At 65.4% G+C, this 25,690-nt stretch carries 21 protein-coding genes; 3 read left to right on the top strand and 18 right to left on the bottom strand.

The window, feature by feature from the left end; genetic code table 11:
• Positions 1 to 68 precede the first annotated feature (68 nt).
• The 13 genes from Pla123a_RS15255 to hemQ all read right to left on the bottom strand — a co-directional run bounded on the left by Pla123a_RS15255 (position 69) and on the right by hemQ (position 15,153).
• Positions 69 to 1,190, bottom strand: coding sequence for a formylglycine-generating enzyme family protein (locus Pla123a_RS15255; RefSeq protein ID WP_197527998.1), 1,122 nt, complete (start codon positions 1,188 to 1,190; stop codon positions 69 to 71).
• Positions 1,183 to 2,484, bottom strand: a complete 1,302-nt coding sequence (locus Pla123a_RS15250; protein WP_146588466.1) for a Gfo/Idh/MocA family protein — start codon at positions 2,482 to 2,484, stop codon at positions 1,183 to 1,185. Before Pla123a_RS15250 ends, Pla123a_RS15255 begins: the two co-directional genes overlap by 8 nt.
• 23 nt (positions 2,485 to 2,507) lie before the next feature.
• A complete protein-coding gene (locus tag Pla123a_RS15245) occupies positions 2,508 to 4,142 on the bottom strand; it encodes a spherulation-specific family 4 protein (RefSeq protein ID WP_146588464.1) in 1,635 nt (544 codons plus the stop codon).
• Complete coding sequence (locus Pla123a_RS15240) at positions 4,139 to 5,116, bottom strand: hypothetical protein (protein WP_146588462.1); 978 nt, start codon at positions 5,114 to 5,116, stop codon at positions 4,139 to 4,141. The genes Pla123a_RS15245 and Pla123a_RS15240 overlap by 4 nt, the downstream gene beginning before the upstream one ends.
• A 121-nt stretch (positions 5,117 to 5,237) precedes the next feature.
• On the bottom strand, positions 5,238 to 5,942 hold the full coding sequence (locus tag Pla123a_RS15235) for a hypothetical protein (RefSeq protein WP_146588460.1): 705 nt from the start codon (positions 5,940 to 5,942) through the stop codon (positions 5,238 to 5,240).
• A 106-nt stretch (positions 5,943 to 6,048) separates the two neighbouring features.
• The gene (locus tag Pla123a_RS15230) at positions 6,049 to 7,143 is read right to left on the bottom strand and encodes a DUF1559 domain-containing protein (protein ID WP_146588458.1); all 1,095 of its coding nucleotides are present in this window, start codon (positions 7,141 to 7,143) and stop codon (positions 6,049 to 6,051) included.
• Between the two features lie 48 nt (positions 7,144 to 7,191).
• Complete coding sequence (locus Pla123a_RS15225; RefSeq protein ID WP_146588456.1) at positions 7,192 to 9,012, bottom strand: LamG domain-containing protein; 1,821 nt, start codon at positions 9,010 to 9,012, stop codon at positions 7,192 to 7,194.
• Entirely contained in the window at positions 9,009 to 9,578 is a 570-nt protein-coding gene (locus Pla123a_RS15220) for a sigma-70 family RNA polymerase sigma factor (RefSeq protein WP_197527997.1), read from the bottom strand. Before Pla123a_RS15220 ends, Pla123a_RS15225 begins: the two co-directional genes overlap by 4 nt.
• 262 nt (positions 9,579 to 9,840) lie before the next feature.
• Positions 9,841 to 10,395, bottom strand: coding sequence for a hypoxanthine phosphoribosyltransferase (gene hpt, locus Pla123a_RS15215; RefSeq protein WP_146588453.1), 555 nt, complete (start codon positions 10,393 to 10,395; stop codon positions 9,841 to 9,843).
• A gap of 51 nt (positions 10,396 to 10,446) precedes the next feature.
• Positions 10,447 to 11,700 carry a NupC/NupG family nucleoside CNT transporter gene (locus Pla123a_RS15210; RefSeq protein WP_146588451.1) on the bottom strand — a complete coding sequence of 418 codons (1,254 nt, stop codon included), beginning with the start codon at positions 11,698 to 11,700 and terminating at the stop codon, positions 10,447 to 10,449.
• Between the two features lie 13 nt (positions 11,701 to 11,713).
• Positions 11,714 to 12,346: a uracil phosphoribosyltransferase gene (gene upp, locus Pla123a_RS15205; RefSeq protein WP_146588449.1), complete on the bottom strand. Its 633-nt coding sequence runs from the start codon at positions 12,344 to 12,346 to the stop codon at positions 11,714 to 11,716.
• Positions 12,347 to 12,412: 66 nt separating this feature from the next.
• On the bottom strand, positions 12,413 to 14,077 hold the full coding sequence (locus tag Pla123a_RS15200; RefSeq protein ID WP_197527995.1) for a peroxidase family protein: 1,665 nt from the start codon (positions 14,075 to 14,077) through the stop codon (positions 12,413 to 12,415).
• A 236-nt stretch (positions 14,078 to 14,313) separates the two neighbouring features.
• Positions 14,314 to 15,153: a hydrogen peroxide-dependent heme synthase gene (hemQ, locus tag Pla123a_RS15195; protein WP_146588445.1), complete on the bottom strand. Its 840-nt coding sequence runs from the start codon at positions 15,151 to 15,153 to the stop codon at positions 14,314 to 14,316.
• Between the two features lie 711 nt (positions 15,154 to 15,864).
• Between hemQ and Pla123a_RS15190 the strand changes: the two genes are divergently transcribed.
• The 3 genes from Pla123a_RS15190 to Pla123a_RS15180 all read left to right on the top strand — a co-directional run bounded on the left by Pla123a_RS15190 (position 15,865) and on the right by Pla123a_RS15180 (position 20,890).
• Positions 15,865 to 19,140 (top strand): DEAD/DEAH box helicase, encoded by a 3,276-nt coding sequence (locus Pla123a_RS15190; RefSeq protein WP_146588444.1) that lies wholly within the window; start codon positions 15,865 to 15,867, stop codon positions 19,138 to 19,140.
• 103 nt (positions 19,141 to 19,243) lie between these two features.
• The gene (locus Pla123a_RS15185; RefSeq protein ID WP_146588442.1) at positions 19,244 to 20,308 is read left to right on the top strand and encodes a DUF3500 domain-containing protein; all 1,065 of its coding nucleotides are present in this window, start codon (positions 19,244 to 19,246) and stop codon (positions 20,306 to 20,308) included.
• Positions 20,309 to 20,353: 45 nt separating this feature from the next.
• The gene (locus Pla123a_RS15180; protein WP_146588440.1) at positions 20,354 to 20,890 is read left to right on the top strand and encodes a type 1 glutamine amidotransferase domain-containing protein; all 537 of its coding nucleotides are present in this window, start codon (positions 20,354 to 20,356) and stop codon (positions 20,888 to 20,890) included.
• Positions 20,891 to 20,925: 35 nt separating this feature from the next.
• Here the strand turns inward: Pla123a_RS15180 and Pla123a_RS15175 are convergent, their stop codons facing one another.
• The 5 genes from Pla123a_RS15175 to Pla123a_RS15160 all read right to left on the bottom strand — a co-directional run bounded on the left by Pla123a_RS15175 (position 20,926) and on the right by Pla123a_RS15160 (position 25,548).
• Positions 20,926 to 21,387 (bottom strand): RDD family protein, encoded by a 462-nt coding sequence (locus Pla123a_RS15175; RefSeq protein ID WP_146588438.1) that lies wholly within the window; start codon positions 21,385 to 21,387, stop codon positions 20,926 to 20,928.
• A gap of 129 nt (positions 21,388 to 21,516) precedes the next feature.
• Entirely contained in the window at positions 21,517 to 21,669 is a 153-nt protein-coding gene (locus Pla123a_RS24675) for a hypothetical protein (RefSeq protein ID WP_197527994.1), read from the bottom strand.
• A gap of 169 nt (positions 21,670 to 21,838) precedes the next feature.
• Positions 21,839 to 22,309, bottom strand: coding sequence for a hypothetical protein (locus Pla123a_RS15170; protein WP_146588436.1), 471 nt, complete (start codon positions 22,307 to 22,309; stop codon positions 21,839 to 21,841).
• 319 nt (positions 22,310 to 22,628) lie between these two features.
• Complete coding sequence (locus Pla123a_RS15165; protein WP_146588434.1) at positions 22,629 to 24,143, bottom strand: SpoVR family protein; 1,515 nt, start codon at positions 24,141 to 24,143, stop codon at positions 22,629 to 22,631.
• A 292-nt stretch (positions 24,144 to 24,435) separates the two neighbouring features.
• Positions 24,436 to 25,548 (bottom strand): DUF444 family protein, encoded by a 1,113-nt coding sequence (locus Pla123a_RS15160; protein ID WP_146588432.1) that lies wholly within the window; start codon positions 25,546 to 25,548, stop codon positions 24,436 to 24,438.
• Between the last annotated feature and the right edge of the window lie 142 nt (positions 25,549 to 25,690).

Raw genomic sequence — 25,690 nt, 5'->3', positions numbered from 1 at the left:
GGGGCTTGCGCTAGACGAACAGACCCGTGCGCTAAACGGGGTCTACGAGATCTCCCACCGACGCCGGGCTATTCTTGTGGATCAGAAACGACGGGCCCCAGCTGCCCAATCGCCGCCGGCAGCGACTTGTCGACCAGGCCGCGTTCGCCTCGGCCTTCCTTGTCGATGCGAAAGTCGGCGATCTTCTGGATCCGCGGCACGTCGGCGTCCCAGAAGCTGGTCCACTGCTCGCGCGGCGGCGGGTTGACCGGCCGCACGACGCGGAACCCGATGTCCTGCGACTCGTCGCTGGCGTACCACCACGGACTGTTGGGGGCGTTGGGGTCGTACTCCGAGAGCTCTGGGTCATTGGTCGCACGGCGGGCGGCGCAACGCGCGTCGGCCGCTGCCAGCATCGCCGAGCCGCCCCGCAGCACACGGGGGTAGGTCTTGGTCGCCGGCACAAACCCTAACGGGGTCCCAGGCAGCTTGGCGTAACCGTCCTCCTGATAGGCGTCGAGCACCCACTCGCTGGCGTTGCCGTGCATGTCGTACAAGCCCCAAGCGTTGGGCTTCTTCTGAGCAACGAGGTGGGTCTCGTCGTCGGAGTTGTCGGTGTGCCAGGCGTAGTCGTCGAGCTGACTAGGGTCGTCGCCGTAGCTGTAGGCGCCGGCGGCCCCGGCCCGGCAGGCGTACTCCCATTCGGCCTCGGTGGGCAGGCGGTAGAACTCGCCCGTGAGCAGGCTGAGCCACTTGGTGTACTGCTTCGCGGCAAACTGCTTCATCGACACCGCTGGAAGCTCGGGGTCCTCGCCCGAGGTGAACGTGAAACTCGGCTCGTAGAGCTTCGACGGAGCGGTCACCGCGTCGACGCGGTTCTGGTCGGTGACTTGGCGGATCCCGAGGTCGTCAAACCGCTCGAACACGTTGCAGAGGTCCATGAACTGCCGGTACTCGGCCCACGTGACTTCGTGGGCCTCGATCCAGAACGGCTCGATACGCACCACCTGGCGTGGCCCCTCGTCGGGTCGGCGTCCGGGCTCGCCGTCGGGGCTGCCGATCTCGTACTCGCCCCCTGCGATCGCCACCATCGGGAACGCGACCTTGGTCCCCGGGATCTCTTGGGTGTAGTCCTCGTGCTCGGCTGCGGCCGCGTTGGCCCCCGCCAGCAGCACCCCGATTCCGACGGCGTTGATGAGCGTCCTAGACAAATTCGGTGACCCCCGGCACAGCGGGGGCGGGCTCCGGCACATCCGACCAGGCGTACTCGGCGGGCCCGAGTCGCTGGGTGCTCGACACGGCCTGCTCCCAGCTCAGGGTCTTGCCGGTGTAGGCGGCCATGCGCCCCATGATCCCGATCATTGTGCTGTTGATCATGTAATCGCTGTTGTCGATCGGCTTGCCCTCACGCAGCGAGCGGAACAGCTCCTCGTGCTCTACCCGGTACATGCTCGGCTTGGGGCCGTCGTACTTCCACTGGTTCTCGCCGGTGATCTCGTGCGCGAGCACCCGGGCCTTGCCCTTGGTGCCGTGCACCAGCTCGTCGACGTGCATCGTGCAGCCGTCCTGCTGGCGGCAAGTGAAGTAGACGCTCTGTCCGGTGGGGTACTCGTAGAACACGCTGAAGTGGTCGTACACGTTGCCGTACTTCGACTGCACGCGTTGCTGGCGGCCGCCCATGCCCATCGCCTTGACCGGGCTGGCGTCGCCGAGCAGCCAGGCGGTCTTGTCGAGGCTGTGGATCGCCTGCTCGCCGATGATGTCGCCGCTGAGCCAAGTGTAGTACAGCCAGTTGCGCATCTGGTACTCCATGCGGCTCCACTCCGGCTTGTCGCCACGGTGCCACAGGGTGCCGCCGTTGTAGGACGACTCGACGGCGACGATGTCGCCGATGGCGCCGTTCTGGATCTGCTCCATCGTCGCCCGTACGCCGGGGTCGTACCGCCAGCACAGGCCCGACACCACAGCCAGGTTCTTCTCCTTGGCCTGCTTCGAGGCCTCGATCACCTGCTTGAGGCCGGGCACGTCGGTCGCCACTGGCTTCTCGACAAAGCAGTGCTTGCCCTGCGCCACCGCGTACTCGAAGTGTTGGGGACGGAAGTGCGGCGGCGTGGTCAGCAGCACCACGTCGACGCCGCTGTCGATAACCCCCTTGTACGCGTCAAACCCGGTGAAGATCTGGTCGGGGCCAACGTCGACCCGGTCGCCAACCTCCTCGTCGAACGAGATCGCGGACAACGCGTTCTCGACGCGGTCCGGGAACGCGTCGCCCATCGCGACGAGCTTGGTGTTGGGGTCGGCGTGCAGGGCGTCGATCGCGGCGCCCGAGCCCCGCCCGCCGCAGCCGATCAGGCCGATGCGGAGGGTCTCGTCCACGCCGGTGTGCGTCTTGGGGATGATGGCGTCGGCGCGCGCGAGCAGCGGCGCCATCGACGCGGCGGCCGCGGTCCCCTTGAGGAAGGCGCGGCGGTCAGGAGAAGGCTGGTTGTGGGAAGGTCCAGACATTGCGGGCAAACGATTCCTGTGGGCTAGTGAGCACGCCGAAGTGGCGTGACAATCAGCGTGCAGGCCACCGCCATCAGCAGCAGCGAGCTGGGGGAAGGGACTGCCAGGGCGGACGCCCCGGCTGCTTGGGCGGCGACCGCGTCGCGCCACACAGTATAGTCAGCGGCGTCGACAACGCCGTCGCCATTGCCGTCGGCGGCTCCGCCGGTTTCGCCGAGGTGCGACCGCCAGTACTCGTAGTCGGCCGCGTCCACGACGCCGTTCGCGTCGTAGTCGCCAACGACTACCTGCACGGCGCCCACCTCGTAGCGGTAGAAGTCGCCGAAGGCGCCGCTAGCGGCGGTGTTCGGCAGGTAGTCTTCCACGCCCGAGTTCGCGGCGTTGGCGATCCAGTCGAATGATCCCGGCCCGCCTAGCGCCGCCAGCGGCAGCGACAACTCGAGGTCCGCGGTCGGGGACTGGTTGTTGCTCAGGTCCTGGATAAACGACCAGGCGAACGACTCCTGCGTGGCGCCGTTGAAAGCGTAGAGCCGCGTTCCCTGGATCAGATAGTCGGCCCCAACCGACAAGAAGCCGCCGGAGCCGATAAACCCGCTCTCACGGTCCTGGTCGGTGTCGAGGTACACGTTGTGCTTGGTCCCGAGCGCCGGCGCGGCGCCGTTCTGCGTCTCGTCGATCTCCATTCGCAGGTACAGGCTATCGCCATCATTGGCGAGGGTGATCGCCTGCAGGTCGAGCTCCGGGCCGGGGAGCGGCGCCTGGTCCGCGTCAGCGTCGTACGCGGTTAGGGCGGTCCATTCGCCGCGGCCGGCGTCGATCGTGACGCCGCCAACCGCTACTGGGTTGCTGAGCGTCTGGATCGGCCCGCGCACGTAGCTGTTGACCGCCGCGACCTTGCTAACCATGTCGTTCCAGAATCCCGGGAGCCGGTCCCACGGGTTGCCCAGCACGTCATCGGTGAAGTAGACGCCCCCCACATTCCGCGAGACGGCCACGTCCACGTACTGCTCCATCACGGCCGTGTTGTTGGGATCGAGCTGGTGCAGCAGGTTCACGAACCGTGATGGGTCGTAAGCGGCGTTCCACGCCGATGGCGTGTGGCTCAAGTAGCTCGAGCCGAAGCTCTCAAACACCATCAGTTTGTCGGCGGCCGGGCGTGTCAGGTAATCCTCCACAGTAGCGGTGCCCGGGTTGCCCATGACCTCCCAGGCAGGGTCGATCGACTTAACGTGGTCGTAGACCGACTGGTAGAAGTCGAGGTTGGCGGGGACGGCGTTGTTGGTCATCTCGTCCACGAAGATCCCGTCAATATCATACCAATTGGCGTACTTGTCGATGTCGTCTAGCACATCCTGCAGCGGTCGGTTGGCGTAAGACGACGAAACGTAGCCGATCACCCGGCCACCGGACGCTCGGAGCGAGCCGACCGCCGACGTGTAATCGCCGTTCTGCGCATTGCTGGGTCCGCTGCCGGGGTTCATGATCGCCGTCAGCGGCACCTGCGCCGCGGCGGCGTTCATGTCACTCCAGTCGCTGCCGGACGACGGGTAGAAGTACGCCGGCACGACAATCTCCAGGGCCGCGCCGTGCTGCACCGCCAGGGACGCTAGGGCCACAATCGTCCCGCCCAATCTAACCGCCAGTTCGCGCATCGTCATCCACACAGGGTGTCCCTCTGAGTCGCTTCGTCAAAGTTACTGAGGTCTGAAGTCCGCCGCCGCCTCACCAATGCGCCGGCCAAGGCGGTCAACGCGAGGGTCGCCGAGAGCGGCTCGGGTGCCGAGCTCAGCGAATTGACAGGAGCGGCGCCCCCGCCGTAGTTGGCTGCCCACAGGTCGTAGTCTAGCGTGTCGACCACCATGTCGCCGTTGCCGTCGGCCGGCAGGTCCTGACCAATGTCGTTCTTGGAGTCCCGCCAGATGGTGTAATCCGCCGCGTCTACTAGGCCGTCGTCGTTGAAGTCGCCCTGCACGACCGGCGCGGCGGCCAGCGTGTAGCGTACCACCTCGTCGTTGATGTCGCCGGCGCCCTCTTCGGTGTAGAACAGGATATCGATGGTGTCGCCCGTGAACGCCGGGTCCCCGGCTGGGAAGCCAAGGCCCAGGTCGAGTGGGATGGCCCATTCCTTGTCCATGCCGTCCTGATCCCAGAAGGTGTAGATCAGCGCGCCGCCGTTGCTCAGCGGCCCGCCGGTCAGTGCGACCCCCACGTTGTAGACTCCCGTGGCCTGCTGGAACGGGAAGTCGTTCTGGTAGCCGATATCCGAGCCGATCAGGCCTAGTCCGAACAGGTCGAAACCAGTCGCCAGGTCGGCGTCCAGGTCGAGGCCGATGAACGTGTTGACGGACGACGTGTTGTGGTAGGACATGTGCAGGTAGAGGAACTCGCCGTCGTTGGCGACCTGCAGGTTGGCAAAGTCCATGAAAGGACGCCCCTCAAACTCGCCGCCGTTGTCCTCCGCATCGGCGTACGCGATCGGCACGCCGGCCCAGTCGTCGAACTCTGTGCCCTCGGCTTCCCCCTGCACCTGGACCGTGGTGGTGTAGTGGGTCGGCGCGACGACGAAAGCCAAGGCGGGGGACGCCGCAACCGAGGCTGCGATGGCAATCAAGTAGTGGATCCGTTGAAGCATGTCTTGCTCTCCGCGGGGCAAACGTCGACGCAGGGGGCTGCGGCCTACGGTTGGGATTGTGGATTGGGGAAGATAAGGAACGCCCCGGCGGCGGCGGCCGGCCGCCGCCGGGGCGCGTTGGTTAGCGGCGCCGCACGAACGCCCCGAGCACGCTGGCGGCAAGCACCAGCGAAGCGGAAACGGGCTCGGGCACGGCGAGCTGGTAGCTGATCGCGGCCGAGACGTCGCCGTTCAGGCCGGAGTCGTTGGGAAAGCCGCTGGGGATGCCGTCGGCGCCGATGCCGAGGTCGGTCCACAGCAACAGATCAACCACGTCGTCCGTGAAGACGCCGGTGCCGGTCTCGTTGCGGAGGATGTCGAGGCTGATCGCGAGCTCCCGCGCCCCGGCGTTGGCGAAGCTGTCGAGCAGGGCCGCTCCACTGCCAAAGAACTCGCCGGACATGCCCTGCCCGTCATTGAACACGCCGGTCGCCTGGGTGAACGGGAAGTCGTTCTGCCAGCCGGCCTCCGATCCAATCAGCCCCAGGCCGAACACGTCGAAGCCGGTGGCAGTGTCGTGGTCGACGTCGATTGTCAGGAAGGTGCCGAGCGACAGGTTGTTGGGGAACGTGTTGTAGATGTACAGGTAGTTGCCGTCGTTGGCGATCTTGGTGACGCCGATGTCGGGGCCGCCGGAGTTGTCGCCGCTGTCGTCGTCGACCACGGGGACGTCGTCCCAGTCGCTGTAGTCGCTGTCGATGGTGATCGTCTTAAAATACCCTGCGTTCGCAACCGTCGAAACGGCGGCGAAACACAAGCACGCGATCAGTGCGCAGGCTTGTCTCATGAGAACTAGACTCCAAAGGTGATAGAAGAAATGGAATACAGTCGCGTGCCCACTTTCTCTTTCCGCCTGCCGCTCAACGCCCGCTTGCAGGAGCCCGACGCCCGGCTCACTCGTCCGCCAGCACGACCCCGTCGGCCCGGTTGCCCCGCAGGCGGTGCACATCGGGGTCGACCTCAAAGTTCACGAGCCGGACCGACCCGTCACAGAACGCCATGTTGAACCCGCCGGTGTGGGCGGAGCCAAACTTGGTGCTGTCAATCTTCTTGACATTAGATTCGCTGTCGCGTGCGAGCTTGACATCGCCGCCCCCAATCCCCTTGACCGTCTTTACCGTTGTGCGGAGTGTATCGTCGTTTCCTCCGGTAAAGCCTGGCTCGTTGTCGCCCTCACCCATCCCGGTTTCGTAGTGGAGGGTAGATAGGTATTTTTCGCCAACCATGTAGACGTTTGACGTGCCGTCGGTAATCCTACGAAATGCGACTTGCGAACGTGTGTAGACAATGCCGGTTGCGTCACGCACGTAGACCAGATTGTCGGGATTTGTGGGGTCTCCAGCCTTCCAAACAGGCTTCCAGCTGAAGGCTTTCAACGAGTCGTAGTCGACGTTGCTGACATTAGGTAGAGCCTCTCCCGGCTCGGACGACGCGTACGGCTCCGGGTTGTACATGTCACCCGCGTTGGCGGCGTAGTCCGTCTTGCTACAGAGTTGGACCGGATTGACACACTCCGCAAAGGTAGTGCTCGCTCCATTCGCGAACACGTTGGCCCTCCGGCGACTGGGGCATGTCATGCCCTCGAACGGGGTCTGAACGCGCTGCACGCTCGCTTGGTCGCGCGCGGCTCCGGTGGCGCCGGCTCCTATATCGTGCAGGTTCGCTTCTTCTATATAAGGCAGAATGTTGTACAGCCAGTTGCCCGGCTGGTGCTTGCCGTACCCGTAGTCGGGGTTGCCCAGCCAGGCGAAATTCCACCCGCCGGTCGGCATGTGCTTGTGCGTGTCGTGGTGGTTGTGGAACGCCAGGGCGAGCTGGCGGAGCTGGTTGGTGCACTGGGTGCGGCGGGCGGCCTCGCGGGCGGCCTGCACCGCCGGCAGCAAGAGCGCAATCAGCACGCCGATGATGGCGATCACTACCAGCAACTCCACGAGGGTGAACCCGTGCTGGGGCTGGCGGCCGCGGTGGGTAGTTGTATTGCGTTCCATGCGTCCCCTCTCGGGCTGCTGTGGGTGCGTGACAATTAAAGGATCGCCTTAGGTGGCGTGCTCGCCCTGCGTCTGGTGCGTGCGGATCCTCTCGTCGGACAACGGGTAGTCGTAGAGCGCAACGTCCCGCAGCTCGCCGCGGAACAGCCACGAGGTCAGCGACTTGGGCACGAACTCCGCGGCGCCGATCCGGGCGGGCCACTCGAAGTCCAGCAGCGACATCCGGTGCGTTCCGCTGGCGGCGGGCTGCCCGTTGACGTACAGCTGCACGGTCCCCTCGACCCACTCGCCCTCTTTAGTCTTCTCTGGCCGGAAGCTGGCCGCGACGTGCGTCCAGCGGTGACGTTCGAGCGTTTTGTTCCCGCTGAGCATCTGCCACATCGCGCCGTACTCGCCGGAGCCGCTCCAGAACTGCCACTTGTCGTCGTCGCCGGCGTAGAGCGTGAAGCCGAAGCACTGCTGGCTCGGCGTGTTGGAGCCGAACACCCACCGCGACGTGAACACCGACTGGAACTCCGGCCCGCCGAGCACCTTGGCCCAGCCCTCGATGGTGAAGCCGGACTCCAGATCGACCGGCGGCTTCGAGTCGGGCTCGATGTACGACTCGCCGTCGAAGTAGGCGCCGCGGACCTGTGTGGACGAGGCGTCGTTGAGTTCGGCGGGCCAGTTGCCGATGGCCTGGCCGTCGTAGCCGTGCTGGGTGAGGTCGAGCACGCGGCGGTTCCGCCGCACGCGGTAGAGCGGCCAGTAGGCGAGCGGCCGGTCGGCCAGCACGAGTTGCTCGTAGGGGTGCAGCTGGGTGGTGACCTCGGCCCAGTCGCGCACCATGTCGGTGGGGACCTCGGTGTTGACCGCGGTCAGGCGCGTGGAGTTCCCCTTGCGGGTCACGCCGACGCCCTGGTCGGCCTTGAGCACCCGCAGGGTCTCCTGCTCGACCTGGCGGTGTGGGTTGGAGTTGACCGCGACGCTGCCGTCGAACGCGTACAGCTCGACTGCGTGCTCGGCGTCGGCGACCACGCCGACCTCGGCGCGTTCGGCCTGCGCGGCGACCAGCGAGGTCTGCAGCGTGAACCGGCCGGGCGACTTGGCCGTGACCCGACCGCGGTGGACGTAGATCGCCAGGTCGTCGACGACGGAAAACTCGGCCGGGCCCTGCACGATGACTTCCGGGCCGGCGGCAAAGCTGACCTGCATCACCCCTCGGGTGAGCTGGACCACCTCGCCCCGCCGCAGCAGATCGCCGACCTGCAGCGGCCGCAGCAAACCGTCCGAAGACGCGTCGGGCGACAAGGCCGCCACCCGGCCGAGCCGGTCGTAGCCCGCGCCGCCGACTTCAAAATTGGGACGCACAACCGTGGTGGTCGTGGTTGGAGCCGCCGCGTCGTCACGCTCCGCGACTGGCGGGCCGAGCGTCATCCGCCCGGCCGCAAGGCCCACCGCTAGCGCCAGGCAGGTCGCCAGGGCGAGCGGGAACCAACCGCCCCAGCGGCGGGTCGGAAATCCCGCGTCAGCGTCGTTGTCGCGGAGCTCAGATTCGCACCGCCCCACACCGGCCCGGGCAGCGAGCGTGGCGGTCGCTGGCGTCAACGCCGCTTGGTGAGCGGCAGCCCCTGACTCCCCCCCCGCACTCTCACCGGCGCTCTCACTGGCGCCGTAGTCGCTCAGGCACTCCCGGAGGTGGATCGCCTGGGCAAACTGCCGGGCGGCCTCGGGGTCGTTGCGGATCAGGACGGCGAGCTCCGCCCGCTGCTGCGGCTCGAGCGTCGCGACGACCAGCTGTTCGAGCAGCTGCTCTAGCCGGTCGGCGTCGCCGATGGTCCGACCGTTCGGACTGCCTCCGTTCGGGTTGTCTGGGTTGGCCCCGCTCATCGACAGTAGCCCTCGTTCTGCAACGAGGTTCCTATGCACTTTTCTAAAGCCCTGCGGATCCGCGAGAGCCGCGCCGCGATGGTGTTGGGTAGCTTGCCGTAGCGCTGACCGATCTCGTCGAGCGACAACCCCAGCCCATACCGGAGCCGGATGACCTCTCGCTGCGAGCCCTCGAGCTTCTGCACGCACGACCCAAAAGCCCGCCAGCGGGCGTCAAACCGGCCCCAGTCTTCCGACTGCACATCGGCGATCTGACCGAGCAGCTGCTCGTCGAGCTCGGCGTAGCGGTGCTTCTTGTTGGCGCGCATGTGGCTGAAGGTCTCGAACCGGGCGATGGCGATGATCCAGCGGACCGCCTCTTCGTCGGGGGTTTCCCTCTCGTAGCGGAACTCGGCAAGCTTCCGCCACGCCACGAGGTAGGTGGTCTGAATCAGATCGTCGACCGCGTCGCGGTCGAAGGGGAGCAGCGTGGCGATAAAGCCACGGATGCGCCGCTCGTGCCGTGCAATCAGCAGCACGAACGCCTCTGGTTCTAGCGTTGATCCAGTCAACACGGTCCTCGGCATCGTCGTCTCGCCGGTAGTTCTTCGCCTGGCTACGACCGAGGCAGGCATTCATGCCCGCTCTATCCGGTAACGTCTCCGACGCAGGGTCTGTGACGCCGGACAATGAAGAAAAGCAAAATAATCTCTTGCGGCCCAAAAACCGCGCAATCTGCGGATCAGTGCACGCTAAGCCGGCGGCCACGCGCAACACCTGCGAGAAACCGATGGCGGCAGGCGCGGACACGGTCGAGGAGGAGCAGCTACGCCGAGCGCGGCCGCAGCGCTAGCTCTTGTGGACCTCGACCAGCTTCTTGTGGTGGTCGAGGTCGTGCTCTTCGAGGGCGGCAAGGTACGGCAGGTTGCGGTACAGGTCTTCGTAGTCGAGGCCGTAGCCGACGACAAACTCGTCGGGGATGTCGAACGCGACGAAGTCGGGCACGGCCTGCACCTCCTGGCGGCCGTGCTTGCGGAGCAGCACCGCCGAGCGGACGCTGGCCGGGTTGAACTCCTGCATCTTCTCGATCACTTTGACCAGCGTGTGGCCGGTGTCGAAGATGTCGTCGACCAGCAGCACGTCGCGGCCGGTGATGTCGAGCATCGGCTTGGCGTTGATGGTCAGCTCGCCGCGGGTGGTGGTGGCCCCGCGGTAGCTGCTGGCCTCAATCACACCGAGCCGCATCGGCAGGTCGATCTCTCGGATCAGGTCGGCGACCAGCACCATGCTGCCGGTCAGCACGCTAATGATGGTCAACTGCCGGTCGGCGTAGCGGTCGTGAATCTGACCGGCCATCCGCGCGACGCCCTGGTTCAGTTCTTCACGGGTGAGGAGGGTCTTCATAAGGATCTTGAAAGCAGGTTGAGGGGCCCGTGAACCGGACAAAGAGGATGATCAAATCAAGGCCGCGGCGATGCACGCCGTCATGAACGCGGCGAGGGTGCCCCCCAGCATGGCGCGCAGGGCGAGCTTCGCCAAGTCGCCCCTCCGCTCCGGCGCGATGCCGCCGATGCCCCCCAGCTGGATGCCAATCGAGCTGAAATTAGCGAAACCGCACAGGGCGTAGGTGAGGATCGTGGCAGTCCGCTCACTTATTTTTTCAGCACCGATAGCATCGCTGAGGGAAAGGTAGGCGTAGAACTCGTTCAGCACCATCTTCTCGCCCAGCATCACGCCCGCCGGCAGGCAGTCTTTGGACTCGATGCCCATCAGCCACGCCAGCGGAGCGAACGCGTAGCCGAACGCCTTCTGCATGCTCCAGGCAGCCTCGCCCTCGAAACCCGCCAGCCCGCCTACCCAACCGACCAACGCGTTGAGCATGGCGACCAACGCCACGAAGGCGATCAGCATCGCCGCGACGTTGAGGGCCAGCCGCATGCCCGCGGAGGCCCCCTCGGCCGCGGCCTCGAGCACGTTGCCGCTGGCGGCCTCCATCCGCGCCGGGGCGACCCCGGCGGTCTCGGGCTCTTCGACCTCGGGCTGCATCACCTTGGCGATCAGCAGGGCCGCCGGGGCGGAGATTACCGAAGCAGTAAGCAGGTGGCCCGCGTCGATGCCAAACTTGACGTAGATGGCGAACACGCCGCCGGCGATGGTCGCGAACCCGCCGACCATCACGACCATGAGCTCGGAGAGCGTCATGGTCCCGACGTAGGGTCGGATAACGAGGGGCGCCTCGGTCTGGCCGACAAAAATGTTCGCCGCCGCCGAGAGGGTCTCGGCGCCGGAAGTGCCCAGCGTCCGACGCATCACCCACGCCAGTCCGCCGACGACCAGCTGCATCAAGCCGATGTGGTACAGGACCGACATCAGCGATGAGAAGAAGATAATCGTCGGGAGGACGCCGAAGGCGAACGTACGCAGCAGCACGACCCGGGGCGGCATCCCCTCGTCGGCCTCGCTCGGGTTGACCCCAAACATCAGCATCGACCCCTCGTCGACAAACGACAGCAAGCGGTTGAAGAACTCGCCCAGCTGCTGGAAGACGTACTGACCGCCCGGGGCCTTGAGGATCAACAAAGCGAAGGCAAACTGCAGGGCGAGTCCCATCACGACCACGCGCCAATTCACGCGTGACTTGTGGGCACTCATCAGCCAGGCCAGCAGGATCATCACCAGCAGGCCCAGCAGGCTTACGTACCGCTCCATTCCGCCCCCGTGGTTAGTGGATGATCGTGTTGAACGAGCGGTCGCCGGCGTCGCCAAGCCCCGGCACAATGAACTTCTGGTCGTTGAGCTCCGGGTCGACCTTGCAGACGTACACCTGCGCCTGCGGGAAGGCCGCGGCCACGGTGTCGACGCCCTCCTGCGAGGCGATCAGCGACAGCACCTTCGCCCGGCCGACGCCCCACTCGTAAAGCGTCTGCAGCGCGGCCACGGCCGAGCCGCCGGTCGCGAGCATCGGGTCGAGCACCAGCGCGGTGTCAACCGGCTTGCCCGGCGGGAGCTTGTCGTAGTAGCGGACCGGCTGGGCGGTCTCCTCGTCGCGGTAGAGCCCGAGGTGCCACACCTCGGCCGACGGGATCAGGTCCAGCACCGGGTCGACCATGCCGAGCCCCGCCCGCAGGATGGGTACCAGCCCGATGCGGTCGGTCAGCTCGCAGCCTTCGGCCATGGCGACCGGCGTCTTGACCTTGGTCGGCAGGGAGCCGAGGTCCTTGGTCGCCTCGTAGGCGAGCAGCGTCGCGAGGCGGCGAACCGAGCCGCGGAATTCCGCCGGCCGGGTCGTTTCGTTTCGCAACACCGTCAGGTGCCGACCGATCAGCGGGTGGACGACCTCATGGACGCCTGGCATAGATGACCTTGTTTCGCCTGCGGGTCACGGATATCGAAGTCCGTGATTCTAAGGCTAGCAGGGCTATCAGAAAACCCGGCGCCTGGCCGGCAGGGCGAGGGCAGCCAGCGCCAACCACAGCGACGCCGGCTCCGGGATCATGAAGAAGTTGGCGGGCATGCCGCTCATCGCCATGTTCCAGTCGAGCAGGTCCATCATGGACAGGTTGGAGAAGTCGACCATCGCGGCAACCTCGTTCGACTGCAGGAACGCGTCGCCGGCGAAGAAGAACCGGTCGCCGTCCCGCAGACGGCTAAACTGCTCAATCAGCGCGACCGTCATCAGCGGGCCGAGGCTGGCGCCGCTGAGGTGGTCCTCCGACAGCGCGCCGACCCACGGGTCGATGTTGTCGACCCCGCCGTAGACCTGGGCCAGGATCGACTGCAGGTTGGAGTCCGAGGTGATGTCCGCAAACGAGGTCACCGCCGATAGCCCGTAGGCTTGGCGGAGCGTGTTGTAGTCTGGCAGGCCGTGGTCGCGGCCGCGTTGGATATTCAGCGCCGCCAGGTCGAGCCCCATCTGGCCGGTCGGGGCGAACAGGAAGTTCCGCACGCTGTCCACCATCTGGGTGTCGATCTCCTGCGACTGCTGCATCATCAGGCCCATCATGACGTCCTCGACCATGTCGGGGCTGTTTATGATCCTGCTGGGCGTAAAGAAGGCCTCGGCAAGGCTGATCGAGCCGGCCGACGCACCGTAATCGCTCGACAGCTTGATCTCGTTCGGCAGCATACTGTGGCCGACGCGGAAAAAGGAGGTCGAGAACTCGTTGGCGATCGTCGCGTTGACGCCGGCGTCGTACGCGTAGTCCGCGGCCGCCGGGGCGTACGACCCCAGCAGGGCAGGCAGGAACTCGTTGTAGGTGATCGCCTGGATCTCGGCGCCAACAATCCGTCGGGCGGTCTGGTAGATCCGCTCGTCGTCCCACGTGGCGTCTCCCGCGTGGGTCGCGGACAGCGTGTCCGCCAGCCGGTTGTGCTCACGCATGAACAGCGTGTGCATCGAGGTCAGGCCGAGCTGCTCGTTGGCGCGGATGTCGCCGGCGACAAACAGAGTTGTCTCCGGTCCCTGGTTGTCGTTGTCTAGGGCGCCCAGACCGGCCATGTCGTTGGTGGGCAGCAGCAAACCACCACCGCTGCTCTTCAAGCGGCCGCCGGAGTACTCCCGGAGCGCCGAGGCGCGCGTGGCGTCCGAGCCATAGACATTCGAGGCGTCGATGTAGCTGGTGATGTGGTTGATCTGCTGCCGGTCGAGCGCGGCGTCGTGGACATGGTCGGAGCGGCTGAACGGGATCATCGTCATCCCGTACGGGTCGGCGGGCGACATCATCACCGTCACCTCGGCCCCGCCGCCGGGCGTGAAGTCGATGTCGTGGTCGAGGAACTGCCCCCACTGCCAGACGCCGCTGGTCATGCCGCGGATGTTGCCGACGGTCGTGGTCTGCGAAACCAGCAGGTTGCTGATCTCACGGCCCGAAAGCCGGCCGCGGCTGTCGACCGCCGAGCCGAACGCCGCGTCGCCGCGGTAGTCGGCCGGGGCCATCCGCAGCAGTTCAGAACCAGCCGCGCCCCACTGGGAAGTGGCGGCGGACGAAAGGTTGTTGTAGCTGCCGTCAAAGGTGCGGTACTCGACCGCCGACGCGGACGCTAGCATCTGCGTCGCAAGCAGGGCGGCTACGGTTAATGCTTTCATCTGGCTCGGTTCCTGAATCGCGGTGCTTATCTCTCTAATCGATCCGACGACACACGACGCTTTGGCCAACGCGCGCTCAATCGGGCGAAACATCCGCAAACGGGAACCAGCAACCTCAACCCGGGGAGCTACGGGCGGGATAGAGGGGATAGAGAAGAGTCAGGCTGGGTCGTCAGCTCGGCAGGCACGCAGGCCGCTAGGGCCCCGCGTCCACAATCTCGCCGATTAAACGCGCATTAGACGACTACCCGACAGTGCTCAATAAGTTGCTTAGGAGTGCAAACGTACCCAACAAGAAAGGGGCCGAACTCCGCGTAGCGGGCGCTCGCCTCATCGAAACGCATCTGGTAAACGATGTCTTTCAGGTACTCTGGGTTGCTCCCCCACAGTGTAACCCCCCACTCCCAATCATCCAAACCAATTCCCACCGTAATCAGCTGGCTCACCTTCCCTGCGAAGGCCATCCCGCTGCGGGCGTGCTCGCCCATCAGCCGATTCCGCTCTTTCTTGGGCAGGGTGAACCAGTTCTCGCCGACCTTACGCTTCTTATTCATCGGGTAGAAGCAGCAGGACTGGTAGGGGGGTAGTTCGGGCGTAAGTCGTTGCCTGTTCATGCCTTCCAGCCGACCGGCGTACGCCTTTACCTTGGCCTCGTAGGCCGGCGAGCCGGGCTCGTCGCCCTCGGCGGCCACCCGCTTGCCGTAGTCCTCGACGCTCGGCACGTACTCGCTGATCTCTGTCACCGAGACAAACGAGTACCCGAGCGTTAAAACCGGACCCGCAGGTCCAGACATCAAAACCTGATGCACCGCATCGATTTTCAGCGGGTCCGGGTCCATCAGCATCACGCCGAAGTCGGCCTTGTGACCGCTGACGATCGAGGTCTGCATCCGCAGCGGAGCGTGCCCCGCAGACGGGTCGAGCGCCGCGGTCACCGCGTCCGCCACGGCCCGCCGCCCTGCCCCGTCGAGCACGGCCAATGCAGGGCGATCAAACGAGTAGTACAGGTGGCTGCAGTGCCATCCGCCGCCGGCGGGTGCTAACGATTCCTCGGGGGCAGCTTGGTCGTGGTGCATCGCTTCGATCGCTTGTGGGTAGGGGTTCGCAGGCCGGCAGTATACCAGTGAGCCGCCGTGTCGCGGAGCGCCCACCAAGCAGCGGTTGGCATTCTCCGCCGCGTCACCCGGCCGCAAAACCGCGTAAGCGCCCCCCCCTCACCAACCCCGGTCAGTCCATCGTTTGGTCCGAAAAAACGATCGGGGGGGACAAAACTTGGGCCCCGGTTCTCCCAGTGATTCACTTTATGCTTGTCTAGCAACGTTGGCTGCGTGCGGCCCGGAAACCGTCTGAGGGGTTTTGTCCCACCCCGCCTACCAGGAGTAGAAGACGACCGCAGTGTGGCGTACCGAATCCCCTACCGCGCAGCCGCCCGCCGAGCGGCCCGTGTTGTCTGAACACCCCGCCTAACAGGGTCACCCCTTCTCCCCCTTAAATTTGAACCTACCACGCGGACCATTTCCACAGCGAAGCGGCGAGAAAACGAAACGCATACAGGGATCCGCCCGGCCCTTTGCGGACCGATATCGGAATGGAGCTCCTTCCTCCTTCCGCCAATCACATAAAGCCACCTCCAGGGGACGATTGCCACGGAAAATGCCCTGGCTCGATTGAACAGGTGAAGCCCAACCCGTAGCATCACCACTTGACCAAGACGCCATCGTCATCGCCGACTGGTTCAATGGTTCCGCTCCCGCCTGTTCTGGGATGCGCCACCCAACGAGGAATGGATGTCAGTGCTGCAGGAAGTCAAGCCGCTCTTCTCTAGCGCGGTCCGCCAACGCGGCGACGCCTACGCCGCTGCAGGCCAAGTCAATCTCGTCGAACAGAGCGACGATTGCTACCAGTTCGAAGTCGAGGGGTCCGGAGGAGCGATCTACGATGTCTTCCTCGAAGACCTCGACTCCAACGAACTTTACCTGGAGTGCTCCTGCCCCCACTTTGACGACGGGCACCACTGCAAGCACTTGTGGGCGGCGCTGAGGACAGTGGAGCGGGTGAGGCCAACGGACGACCGCCGGAGGCCGACCCGCCAGGGCGGCTTGTCACTCATCGGGAAGGCGCCCTCGCCCGCCTTCGGTTGGCAGCAGGCGCTGAATCAAGCCGAACCCCATCGGGAGGCCCCGCTGCTGGGCGCCACGGCCGACGTCGAACGCCGGGTCTTTTACCTGTTGGACGTGTCGCGGCAGGACCATACGCCGGAGATCACGCTGCTGCAGAGCCAACGCCTGAACGACGGCGGCTGGGGGAAGGTCAAGCCCCTGCAGATCGACTCCGGCAACGTCGGCGGCTTAGACGCCCCGCACGACCGTGACGTCTTGGGACTGCTGCTGGGCAGCCGCGTAACGACCGCGCTGACCTACTCTCAGTACAACTACGGGGCTCGGTCTCCCAACGCGCAATTGCCGACCCGTGTGGCGCTCGCCGCCCCGCTCTTTGGCGCCGTGCTGCCGGCGCTAGCCGCCACGGGGCGGTTTGCCTGGCTCCTTTCCGGAACCCAGGACTGGGAGGACGCGCAGACCATCGCGTGGGACGCCGGGGACCCCTGGCGGTTTCGCCTGCGGACGAAGCCGTTTGACCGGGGTCGCAGGTGGCGCCTGACCGGCGAGCTGGTCCGCGGCGACCAGTCGCGCCCGCTGCGCGACGCGGTCTACTGTTTCTCTGCCGGCCTGCTGCTGATGGACAACCTGCTGGCTCCATTCCGGAGCCCCCCCGACGACCGGTGGCTAGAAGCCCTCCGGGCCAACGACGAATTGGTGGTCCCGAAGTCGGAACGCGACTCGCTGCTGCAAGAGTTGTGGCGCGCGGGCGAACCGCCGGAGCTGACTGGCGACGATTCGCTCTGCCTGACTCGCCAGACTGGCGAGCCGCGGGGCCGGCTGGTGGTGCACCCTCCAAGCGACCGACAGTCGTACGGCCGAGATCCCAAATTGTACGCGAGCGTGTCGTACGTGTACGAGGATAATTTGGCCTCGGCCGACAGCGAAGTCAACGCCTGGCCGACGCCGGACGGCGGACGCATGATTGCCCGGGACGGCCAACGCGAGTCGGAACTTTTCAACCGTCTGCTAGAGCTGGGGCTGGCCCCCAGGCAGGCCGACTACTTCGATCAGACGCCCCCCGGGCATCTGCAGATGTCGCCGCGCCAGCTGACCACGGTTGTTGAAACGCTCGTCGATGAGGGCTGGTCGGTAGAGGCCGAGGGGACGCTCGTCCGCCGCGGCGGCGGAGTCTCGGTAAGCGTGAAGTCGGGCGTGGACTGGTTCGACCTGGAGGGCGAGGTCGACTTCGGCGGCGCCACCGCCACCCTGCCCGAGCTGCTGCGGGCGATCCGTTCCGGCGAGCGGTACATCCTGCTCGGCGACGGCACCCGCGGGCTGCTGCCCCAACAGTGGATCGACCGGTACGCGCCGCTGGGGGAACTCGGCGGACGACAGGAGGGCGAGTCGCTGCGGTTCCAGACCGGTCAGGCGCTCCTGCTCGACTCGTTGCTGTCTGGTCGTGAAGCGGATCATTCGGTTGAGATCGATCGCAAGTTTGCCGCGTGGCGCAAGCGCCTCGCCTCGTTTCAGGGGGTCACGCCCGCCGCGGCGCCCCGCTCATTCCGGGGCGAGCTGCGGGACTACCAGCGCGAGGGGCTCGGCTGGCTGCGGTTCCTCGAGAAGTTCGGTTTCGGCGGGTGCCTAGCGGACGACATGGGGCTCGGCAAGACGATTCAGGTGCTGGCGTTGCTGGCCGACCGTCGCCGCCGCCAGCCGCGCGACGCCGAGCGGCGGCCGTCGCTGGTCGTGGCGCCTAAGAGCCTGGTCTACAACTGGAAACTCGAGGCCGAACGCTTCGCTCCGAAGCTGGCCGTCGCGGACTACACCGGAATCGACCGCGCGGAGCGAGTCGGCGAATTCACCGACTACGACCTCGTGCTGACCACCTACGGCACGCTTCGGCAGGACGTCGAACTCATGGCCGCGACCCCCTGGGACTACGCCATCCTGGACGAGGCCCAGGCCATCAAGAACGCGGCGTCGCAGACCGCCAAGGCGAGCCGCGTCCTCAACGCCCGCTGCCGCTTGGCCCTCTCCGGCACTCCGGTCGAGAACCACCTGGGCGAGCTCTGGTCGATCTTCGAGTTCCTGAACCCCGGCCTGCTCGGCACGAGCGGCGCACTCGGCGAGCTGACCAAGAGCAGCCGCGACGAGGAGCAGCAGTCGCGCCTGGCGGCGATCCGTCGGGGGATCGCCCCTTTCCTGCTGCGTCGCACCAAGGAACAAGTACTCCCCCAGCTGCCTAAGAAGTCAGAACAGCAGCTCTACTGCGAACTCCCCCCGGCGCAACGCAAGCAGTACAACGACCTGCGCAACCACTACCGAGCGTCACTCGAGGAGCGGATCGCCAAGACCGGCCTGGCCAAGTCGAAGGTGCACGTGCTCGAGGCCCTGCTGCGGCTCCGCCAGGCGGCGTGCCACCCGGGGCTGATCGACAAACGCCGCAGGTCGAAGCCTTCGGCGAAGCTCAACCTGCTGCTGGAGCAACTCCATGAGGTGCTGGGCGAGGGCCACAAGGCGCTCATCTTCTCGCAATTCACGACGATGCTCGACATCGTCCGCGACCGCCTCGACAAGGCCGGCGTCGTCTACGAGCACCTCGACGGCAAGACCCGCGACCGGCAGCGACGCGTCGAGCGGTTCCAGAACGATGACGCTTGCCAGGCGTTCCTGATCAGCCTAAAGGCGGGCGGCTGCGGCCTGAACCTGACCGCGGCCGAGTACGTCTTCCTGCTCGACCCGTGGTGGAACCCCGCGGTCGAGGCCCAGGCCATCGACCGCGCCCACCGGCTGGGGCAGGAGAAGCCGGTGTTTGCCTACCGGCTGATCGCCCGCGACACGGTCGAGGAAAAGATCCTCCGGCTGCAAGCGGGGAAACGTGAGCTCGCCGAGGCGATCATCTCGGCGGACAGCTCGCTGCTCCGCACCCTCACGTCGGACGACCTGCAGATGCTGCTGGGATAGCCAGCCGCCGGGTTCGTCGCAGGCAGGCGCCGTCCCCCGACGGCGGGTATAATCGGTCGGCCGTTCGCCTTCGCACTCGCCGCCGCCCCCCGCCAGGTCCTCCATGCACCAATTCCTCAGCAACCTGCTCCTCCTCTTCTTAGCACTCAGCTGGGTAGCGCTGACGCCTGATCGGACCAGCGCGCACGAAGCCGCTCAGCATCAGGTAAATGAGGAGATGCGGGACGCGGCAGTCGAATTCCTGAGCACGCTTCCCGACGAGCAGCGACAGGCGGCCACTTTCGCGTTCGACGGCCCGCAGCGCACCGACTGGCAGTTTGTCCCCATGGAACGCGTCGGCCTGCCGCTGCGTGACATGACGCTCGAGCAGCGCCGGGCAGCCCGCAAGCTGATGCGGTCGGTGCTGAGCGACCAGGGCTACCTGAAGGCGACCACCATCATGTCGCTCGAGCGGGTGCTGCGCCTGATCGAGGCCGACCGCGAGGACGTCGAGAACATCCGCAACCCAGAGAAGTACTGGTTCGCGGTCTACGGCGAGCCGGACGCCGACCGCCCGTGGGGCTGGCGGGTCGAGGGTCACCACCTGTCACTGAACCTCACGTCCGACGGGCAGCTGGTGGTTTCGACCGCGCCGCTGTTCCTCGGCGCCAACCCCCACGAGGTCCGCGTTGGCCCCCGGCTGGGACTCCGCGCCCTCGGCGGAGAGGAAGACCGTTTCCGAGCGCTGATGGGTTTGTTTTCTGAAGAGCAGCGGCGGCAGGCGTCGATCGCCAGCGAGGCTCCGCGCGACGTCGCGACCGTGCCGGGCGCGCCCATCGACCTAGGCAAGCCGGCGGGCCTGCCCTACTCGCAGATGACGCCCGCGCAGCAATCGGGGCTGACGGAGGTCGTCACCGGCGTGCTACAGAACCTGCGGCCGGAACTCGCAGCGCAGGAACTCGCCGAGATCGAGCGGGCGGGCTACAGCGAAATCTACTTCGCCTGGGCGGGCGGGCTCGGTCCCGATGAAAACCATTACTTCCGCGTGCACGGGCCGACGTTCGTCTTCGAGTACGACAACGCCCAGGGGAACCACTCGCACCTGGTGTGGCACTCGACGAAGAACGACTTCGGCCTCGACAAGCTGCAGCAGCACTACGAGCAGCACGAACACGCGCACGCGGAATAGCACCGCCTCTCAAGCCCCCTATCGAACCGCAGGAATGGAACCCCGATGGACCGCCCCCTCGAAAACAAACGCATCCTCTCCTTCGTCGGCGACATCTACGAAGACCTGGAGCTCTGGTACCCCAAGCTCCGCATGATCGAGGCCGGCGCCCAGGTCGTCGTGGCCGGCCCCGAGGCGGGCGTCACGTACGCCGGCAAGAACGGCTACCCCTGCCAGTCCGACACTTCGTACCACGACGTCACGGCGGCCGAGTTCGACGGCCTGCTGGTCCCCGGCGGGTTCATGCCCGACAAACTGCGGCGTGAGGCGAAGGTGCTCGAGCTGGTCCGCGAGTTCGACGCCGCCGGCAAGCTGATCGCCGCGATCTGCCACGGCGGCTGGATCCCGATCTCCGCGGGCGTGTACAAAGGGGTCCGCGTGACCGGCTCGCCCGGCATCAAGGACGACCTGGTGAACGCCGGCGCCGAGTGGGAGGACGCCGCCTGCGTCGTCGACGGCCACCACGTCAGCAGCCGCAAGCCGGACGACCTGCCGGAGTTCTGCCGCGGGATGCTGGCGGTGCTGGTAGACGGTGGTAGCTAATTCGGGCGATACCACATCATTTCAGCAAGACCGTCCTAACGAAAGACGACAACAGTCCCGGCCACTTTGTCACCAAATCTCTGGTGATTCCGCGACCAGATGATGCTGGCGGCTGCAGGAAGAAACCCAAACAAGAGCGGGTTCACCTCCAGCAATCGGAACAGCGTTCGAATCATTGTTTGCCGCGCGGAACATCGACCTCCGCTGAAGTCACGGTTGACTAGACCGTTCATTAACTTGCCCGGCGTCGTGCTAAACACCAACTCAAGAAACGCAAAGTAGACAAGGTAGACAGCGAAGACGACCACCCCTTGCAAGAGCGGCATCGAGTTCGGCAAGGCCTTGGCGCAGACCACCGACAACATCATCGCCACAACGTTGTCGACCAGGCCCGCTAGATGCCGCGGGACTGTGGTCCCGAAGGTGTCGACCGCGGGGCCGTCTCCTTCGACTAGCTCTGATTCGAAGTTTTCCTCATGCGGCGCGTCGGTGCTCATGCGGGCGATTGTCCGCCACAACGACAGCCGACACAAGACAGCACGCCCCGGAACCTGCAAACGCGTCCCGTGCCGACCACTAAAACCTCGCCCTCGGCGCGCGAGCGGCGTCGCCGGGCAGGGTCTGGTTCACTGGGTCGCCGCCCAAACAGCGCCGGCGCAAACACACAAGATCAGCACCTGCAGCGAGTGGTCGACCGCCGCAGCAGCCGGCAGCACCAGTGGGGTCCAGCCGCTGAGGGCAATCGTGAACAGCACCGCGGACGCAAGCAGCAGACGCATCATATTTTGGGTCCCCTATCGAGTGTGAGAAGGTCGTGACTCAATCTCACAAACGGGAACCCAGGGGGGCCGTTACCACCTGCCGCCCCTCACCGCTAGAGAATAGGGCCTTCACGCCGCCGAGCAGCACGGTCGTAGCGGTTAGACCGGGGGAATGCCAGCCAGCGGGTCAGTCCACGGCTGCTAAGAAATCTGCCGCCAACCGCGTGACCACCTCCTTGGTCAGGTTCATGGCAACCTCGCGGCGGAGGGCGCCCTTGGCCTTCTCGTACCGGCAGAGGCCGATGGCGCCGCCTGTCTTCACTAGAAGTTCGTAGTAGCACACGCCCTCCACGCCCTGCTGCGGCTTGGTCGAGCGGAGCTGCACGACGCACGCCTCGGCGTCGGACTCGACCGGGCAGATTGGTTCGAGCAGGTAGGTGATCTTCTCGGTCAGCTGTGTGGCGACCTGCTTGACGTGCGGCATCGGCGCGGCGGTCAGCTTGTCGGTCTCTAGCCGCAGCTCGAACAGCGACAGCGCCAACGCCCCCGCCTGGTCGACGCGCACCAGCAGCCGGTCGCCGTTCTCAGCGGCCGAGACGACGGTCCCGTCGATCTGAGCGGCGTTCAGCTTGCCGGCGAGTGTTTGGGCTAGGGGCATAAGAATCTTCAAGGAGTCAATGCAAGCGAGGTAGTTGGGACGGAACTCTAATAGGCACTAATGGTCGTAACTGGGGATTGACATGGATTACGCATCGCGAGCCTCTCGCAAGCCGGCATCAGCCCGCCCAAGACTACATCTCGTCTGGTGGTCCGTCGAAAGAGGGGCACAGGCACGACGACTCTCCACAAAATTTGGGTTCTAGCCCAACCACCGCGTCGAGCCAGTCACCGTTTTTCGACTCACGACCTAGCGCTGTAGTACTAGCGAACATTAGTGTTCCCTCTAAACTTGTCCTCCCCATGTCGATGGTTGCGACTCAATCATCCTCCTCGCTCTCGACCTCGTCGCCCTGATCGACCGTGACCGACTTGCCGTCGAACGACACGATGGTCTCGACCTCGTCGATCACGGTGGCGATGTGCACCGGCCGGGTCCACAAGCGGTGGAGGTTCTGCAGCGTGTCCTGGGCGTAGTTCATCTGCAGCTCGACGCCCGTGTACGCGTGCTCGAGGTACAACTCGCCGCGGTTCTTGTAGTTTCCGTCGACCACCGAGATGTGCGGGCGGCCGAGGTTGGTCAGGTTGACCAGCAGCTGGCTCTTCACCTGGGGGAAGGCGCGGGTCTCGATTTCATAGTACTCGGTGCCCGGGTTGTAGCCAAACTTGAACAGCTTGTGCTCCCGCACGAAGTCGAGCGTCAGGAACGAGTCGATGAAGGTGAGGTCGTTGTGCACGCGGCGGACCTCGAAGATCTTGTCGCGGCCGCCGCCGAGCTGTCGGTCCCAGTCCTGCCGCTCGGCGTGGTCGTCGCACTCCTCGTACTCCTTGCCGTAGGCGCCGCGGTTCCAGCGGTCCTCGATGTCGCGGAACAGCTCGATGCCAAGCTTGTACGGGTTCAGCGAGCCGCCGCTCGAGGCCACCGTGCCGGAGTGGTGGTCGGCGAACTGCACGATCTCCGCCGCGCTGGCGATCTGCGTGGTCATCATCTTGCTGTGCCAGTAGCTGGCCCAGCCCTCGTTCATGATCTTGGTCTGACCCTGCGGCGCGAAGTAGTACGCCTCGTCGCGGATGATCGACAGCACGTCCGCCTGCCAGGCGTTGAGCGGCGCGCGTTCCAAGAGGAACAGCATCACGTCCCGCTCGGGGTGCTCCGGGATCTTGTGCGGCTTCGGGGTGTCCTCGGTGTCGTCGCGGCGGAGCTCGGCCTTGGGGTTCACAAACGGGTCGAGGTACTCGCTGCTCTGGAACCGCGCCGGCTTCGGCGGCGCGTCCTTGCGTTCGCCCGGATCATGCCGGTCGGCCCGCCGCTTGATGAACGGCGAGTGGATGTCGATCAGGTCCTCGATGCTCAGGCAGGCGTCGATAAACTCCTCGACCGGCTCGACGCCGACCTCGTCCATGTAGCGGCGGATCCGCGCGCCGTGGTTGGCCATCTGGTCCATCATCTTGCGGTTGGTGTGGCCGAACCACGCGTTGCATTTAAAGAAGTCGCAGTGCCCGTACACGTGGGCCATGACGAGTTTTTGATCGACCAGCTCGTTGCTCGCCATCAGGTAGGCGTAGCAGGGGTCGTTGTTGATGACCAGCTCGTAGATCTTCTGCAGGCCGTAGTGGTAGCCCTTGCCGAGCTTCTCGTACTCCATCCCAAACCGCCAGTGCGGGTACCGCACCGGGAAGCCCCCCTTGGCGGCGATCTCGTTGAGCCGGTCGGCCGGCACCATCTCAAAAATGGTGGGGAAGAAGTCGAGCCCGTGACCGGCGGCCAGCTTCTCGATCTTCTCCTGCCACTCCTGGAGCTCGGCAGGCAGCGGGGCTATTTCTGAGATGGGCATAGGGGTATTGGCTATGGGCGGTTAGCTGTTGGCCATTGGCGATCGACTACCTGGCAGCCCACCCCGCCAGGGGTGGGACTGAACTACCTAGAGCTCTCAAACGAACGAGCAAGATGCACCTCGTTCTCTTCGGTTACGACTGTTCAAGTTCTGTTTAACAGAAGGAAGCAGAGAGAGCAGAGGCTTGCTAGCAAACGTCGCCCCATCTCTCTGTTCACTCTGCTTCCTACTGTTCACACTCCGTCGGTCCCACCCCTGGCGGGGTGGGCTGTCATTGGGTTGGCTTGGTTCATTACTTCCCTTTACCTAGGAAGGTCTTGATCGACTCGTAGATCGCGTCCTTGTCCTCGATCTCGCTGGTGACGATCGCCTCGTGGCTCTCGCCGAAGCGGCTCTTCAGGCGGCCGAGGAACTCGCCGCTGCCGTAGGGCGACTCGACCTGGCCGTAAGCGTACAGGTTCACGTGCGGCAGGATGCGGTCGCCCAGCTCGCTGAACGCCTTCTCGTTGTCCTCGCCCCAGTTGTCGCCGTCGGAGAACTGGAACACGTAGATGTTCCAGTCGGCCGGCGGGAAGTCCTTCTCGATCAGGTCGGCGCACACCTTGTAGGCGCTGGAGATCCGTGTGCCGCCGGACTCCCGGGTGTGGTAGAAGGTGTGCTCGTCGACCTCCTTGGCCACGGCGTCGTGAATGATGTAGCGCTTTTCGATCCCCTTGTATTGGCTGCCGAGCCAGGTGTCGATCCAGAACGCCTCGGTGCGGACGATCTCTTTCTGGTCGTCGGTCATGCTGCCGGAGACGTCCATCACGTAGATGATCACCGCATTGACCTCGGGGTGCTGGATGGTGCTCCAGCTGCGATACTGCTTGTCCGACTTGATCGGCACCACCCGCGGGTCGTCGGGAGTGTACTCGCCGGTCGAGATCTGTCGCTTTAGCGCCTTGAGGTAGGTCCGCTTCTTGTGACGCAGCGACTCGGGGCCGGTCGAACGGATGCTGTCGTACTTGGACTTCTCGTCCTGCAGGCTGGCGTCGCCCTTGGGCAGGATGCGGGGGAGCTCGAGTTCGTCGCCAAGGATCTCGGCCAGCTCGTCGAGGCTGACGTCGACCTCCATGAAGTGCTCGCTGCCGGGGTCGCTGCCGGCCTCGCCGGGCCCGCCCTGCGGCTGGCCCCCCTTGCCGACCGGCTGGCCCTCCTCGCCCTCGCCCGTGCCGACGCCGCCGGCGCCGTTGTCGCCAAACTTAAACCGCGGCACGTCGAGCGACGGGATCGGGATCGACACGAGGTCCTTGCCCTTGCGGCCCATCATCTCGCCCTGCGTGACGTACTTGCGGAGATTCTTCCGCAGGCGACCGCGGACGATCTCCTTGAAGCGGCGTTGGTCACGTTCGATGTCGAGTGGCATATTCCCTCAGCCCACCCCGCCAGGGGTGGGACGGCTTCGGTTGGTTCAAACGATCCCACCCCGCACGGGTTGGGCTGCCTGCTCGGGTTGGGCTTGCTCGTGGGGCCAACCCCCTCCCCTAGCCCCTCCCCCTGCCGGGGAG

The organism is Posidoniimonas polymericola (genome assembly GCF_007859935.1).
Classification (GTDB): Bacteria; Planctomycetota; Planctomycetia; order Pirellulales; family Lacipirellulaceae; genus Posidoniimonas; species Posidoniimonas polymericola.
The sequence above is the reverse complement of the archived record's forward strand: the minus strand, read 5'-3'. Positions and strand labels throughout refer to the sequence as shown.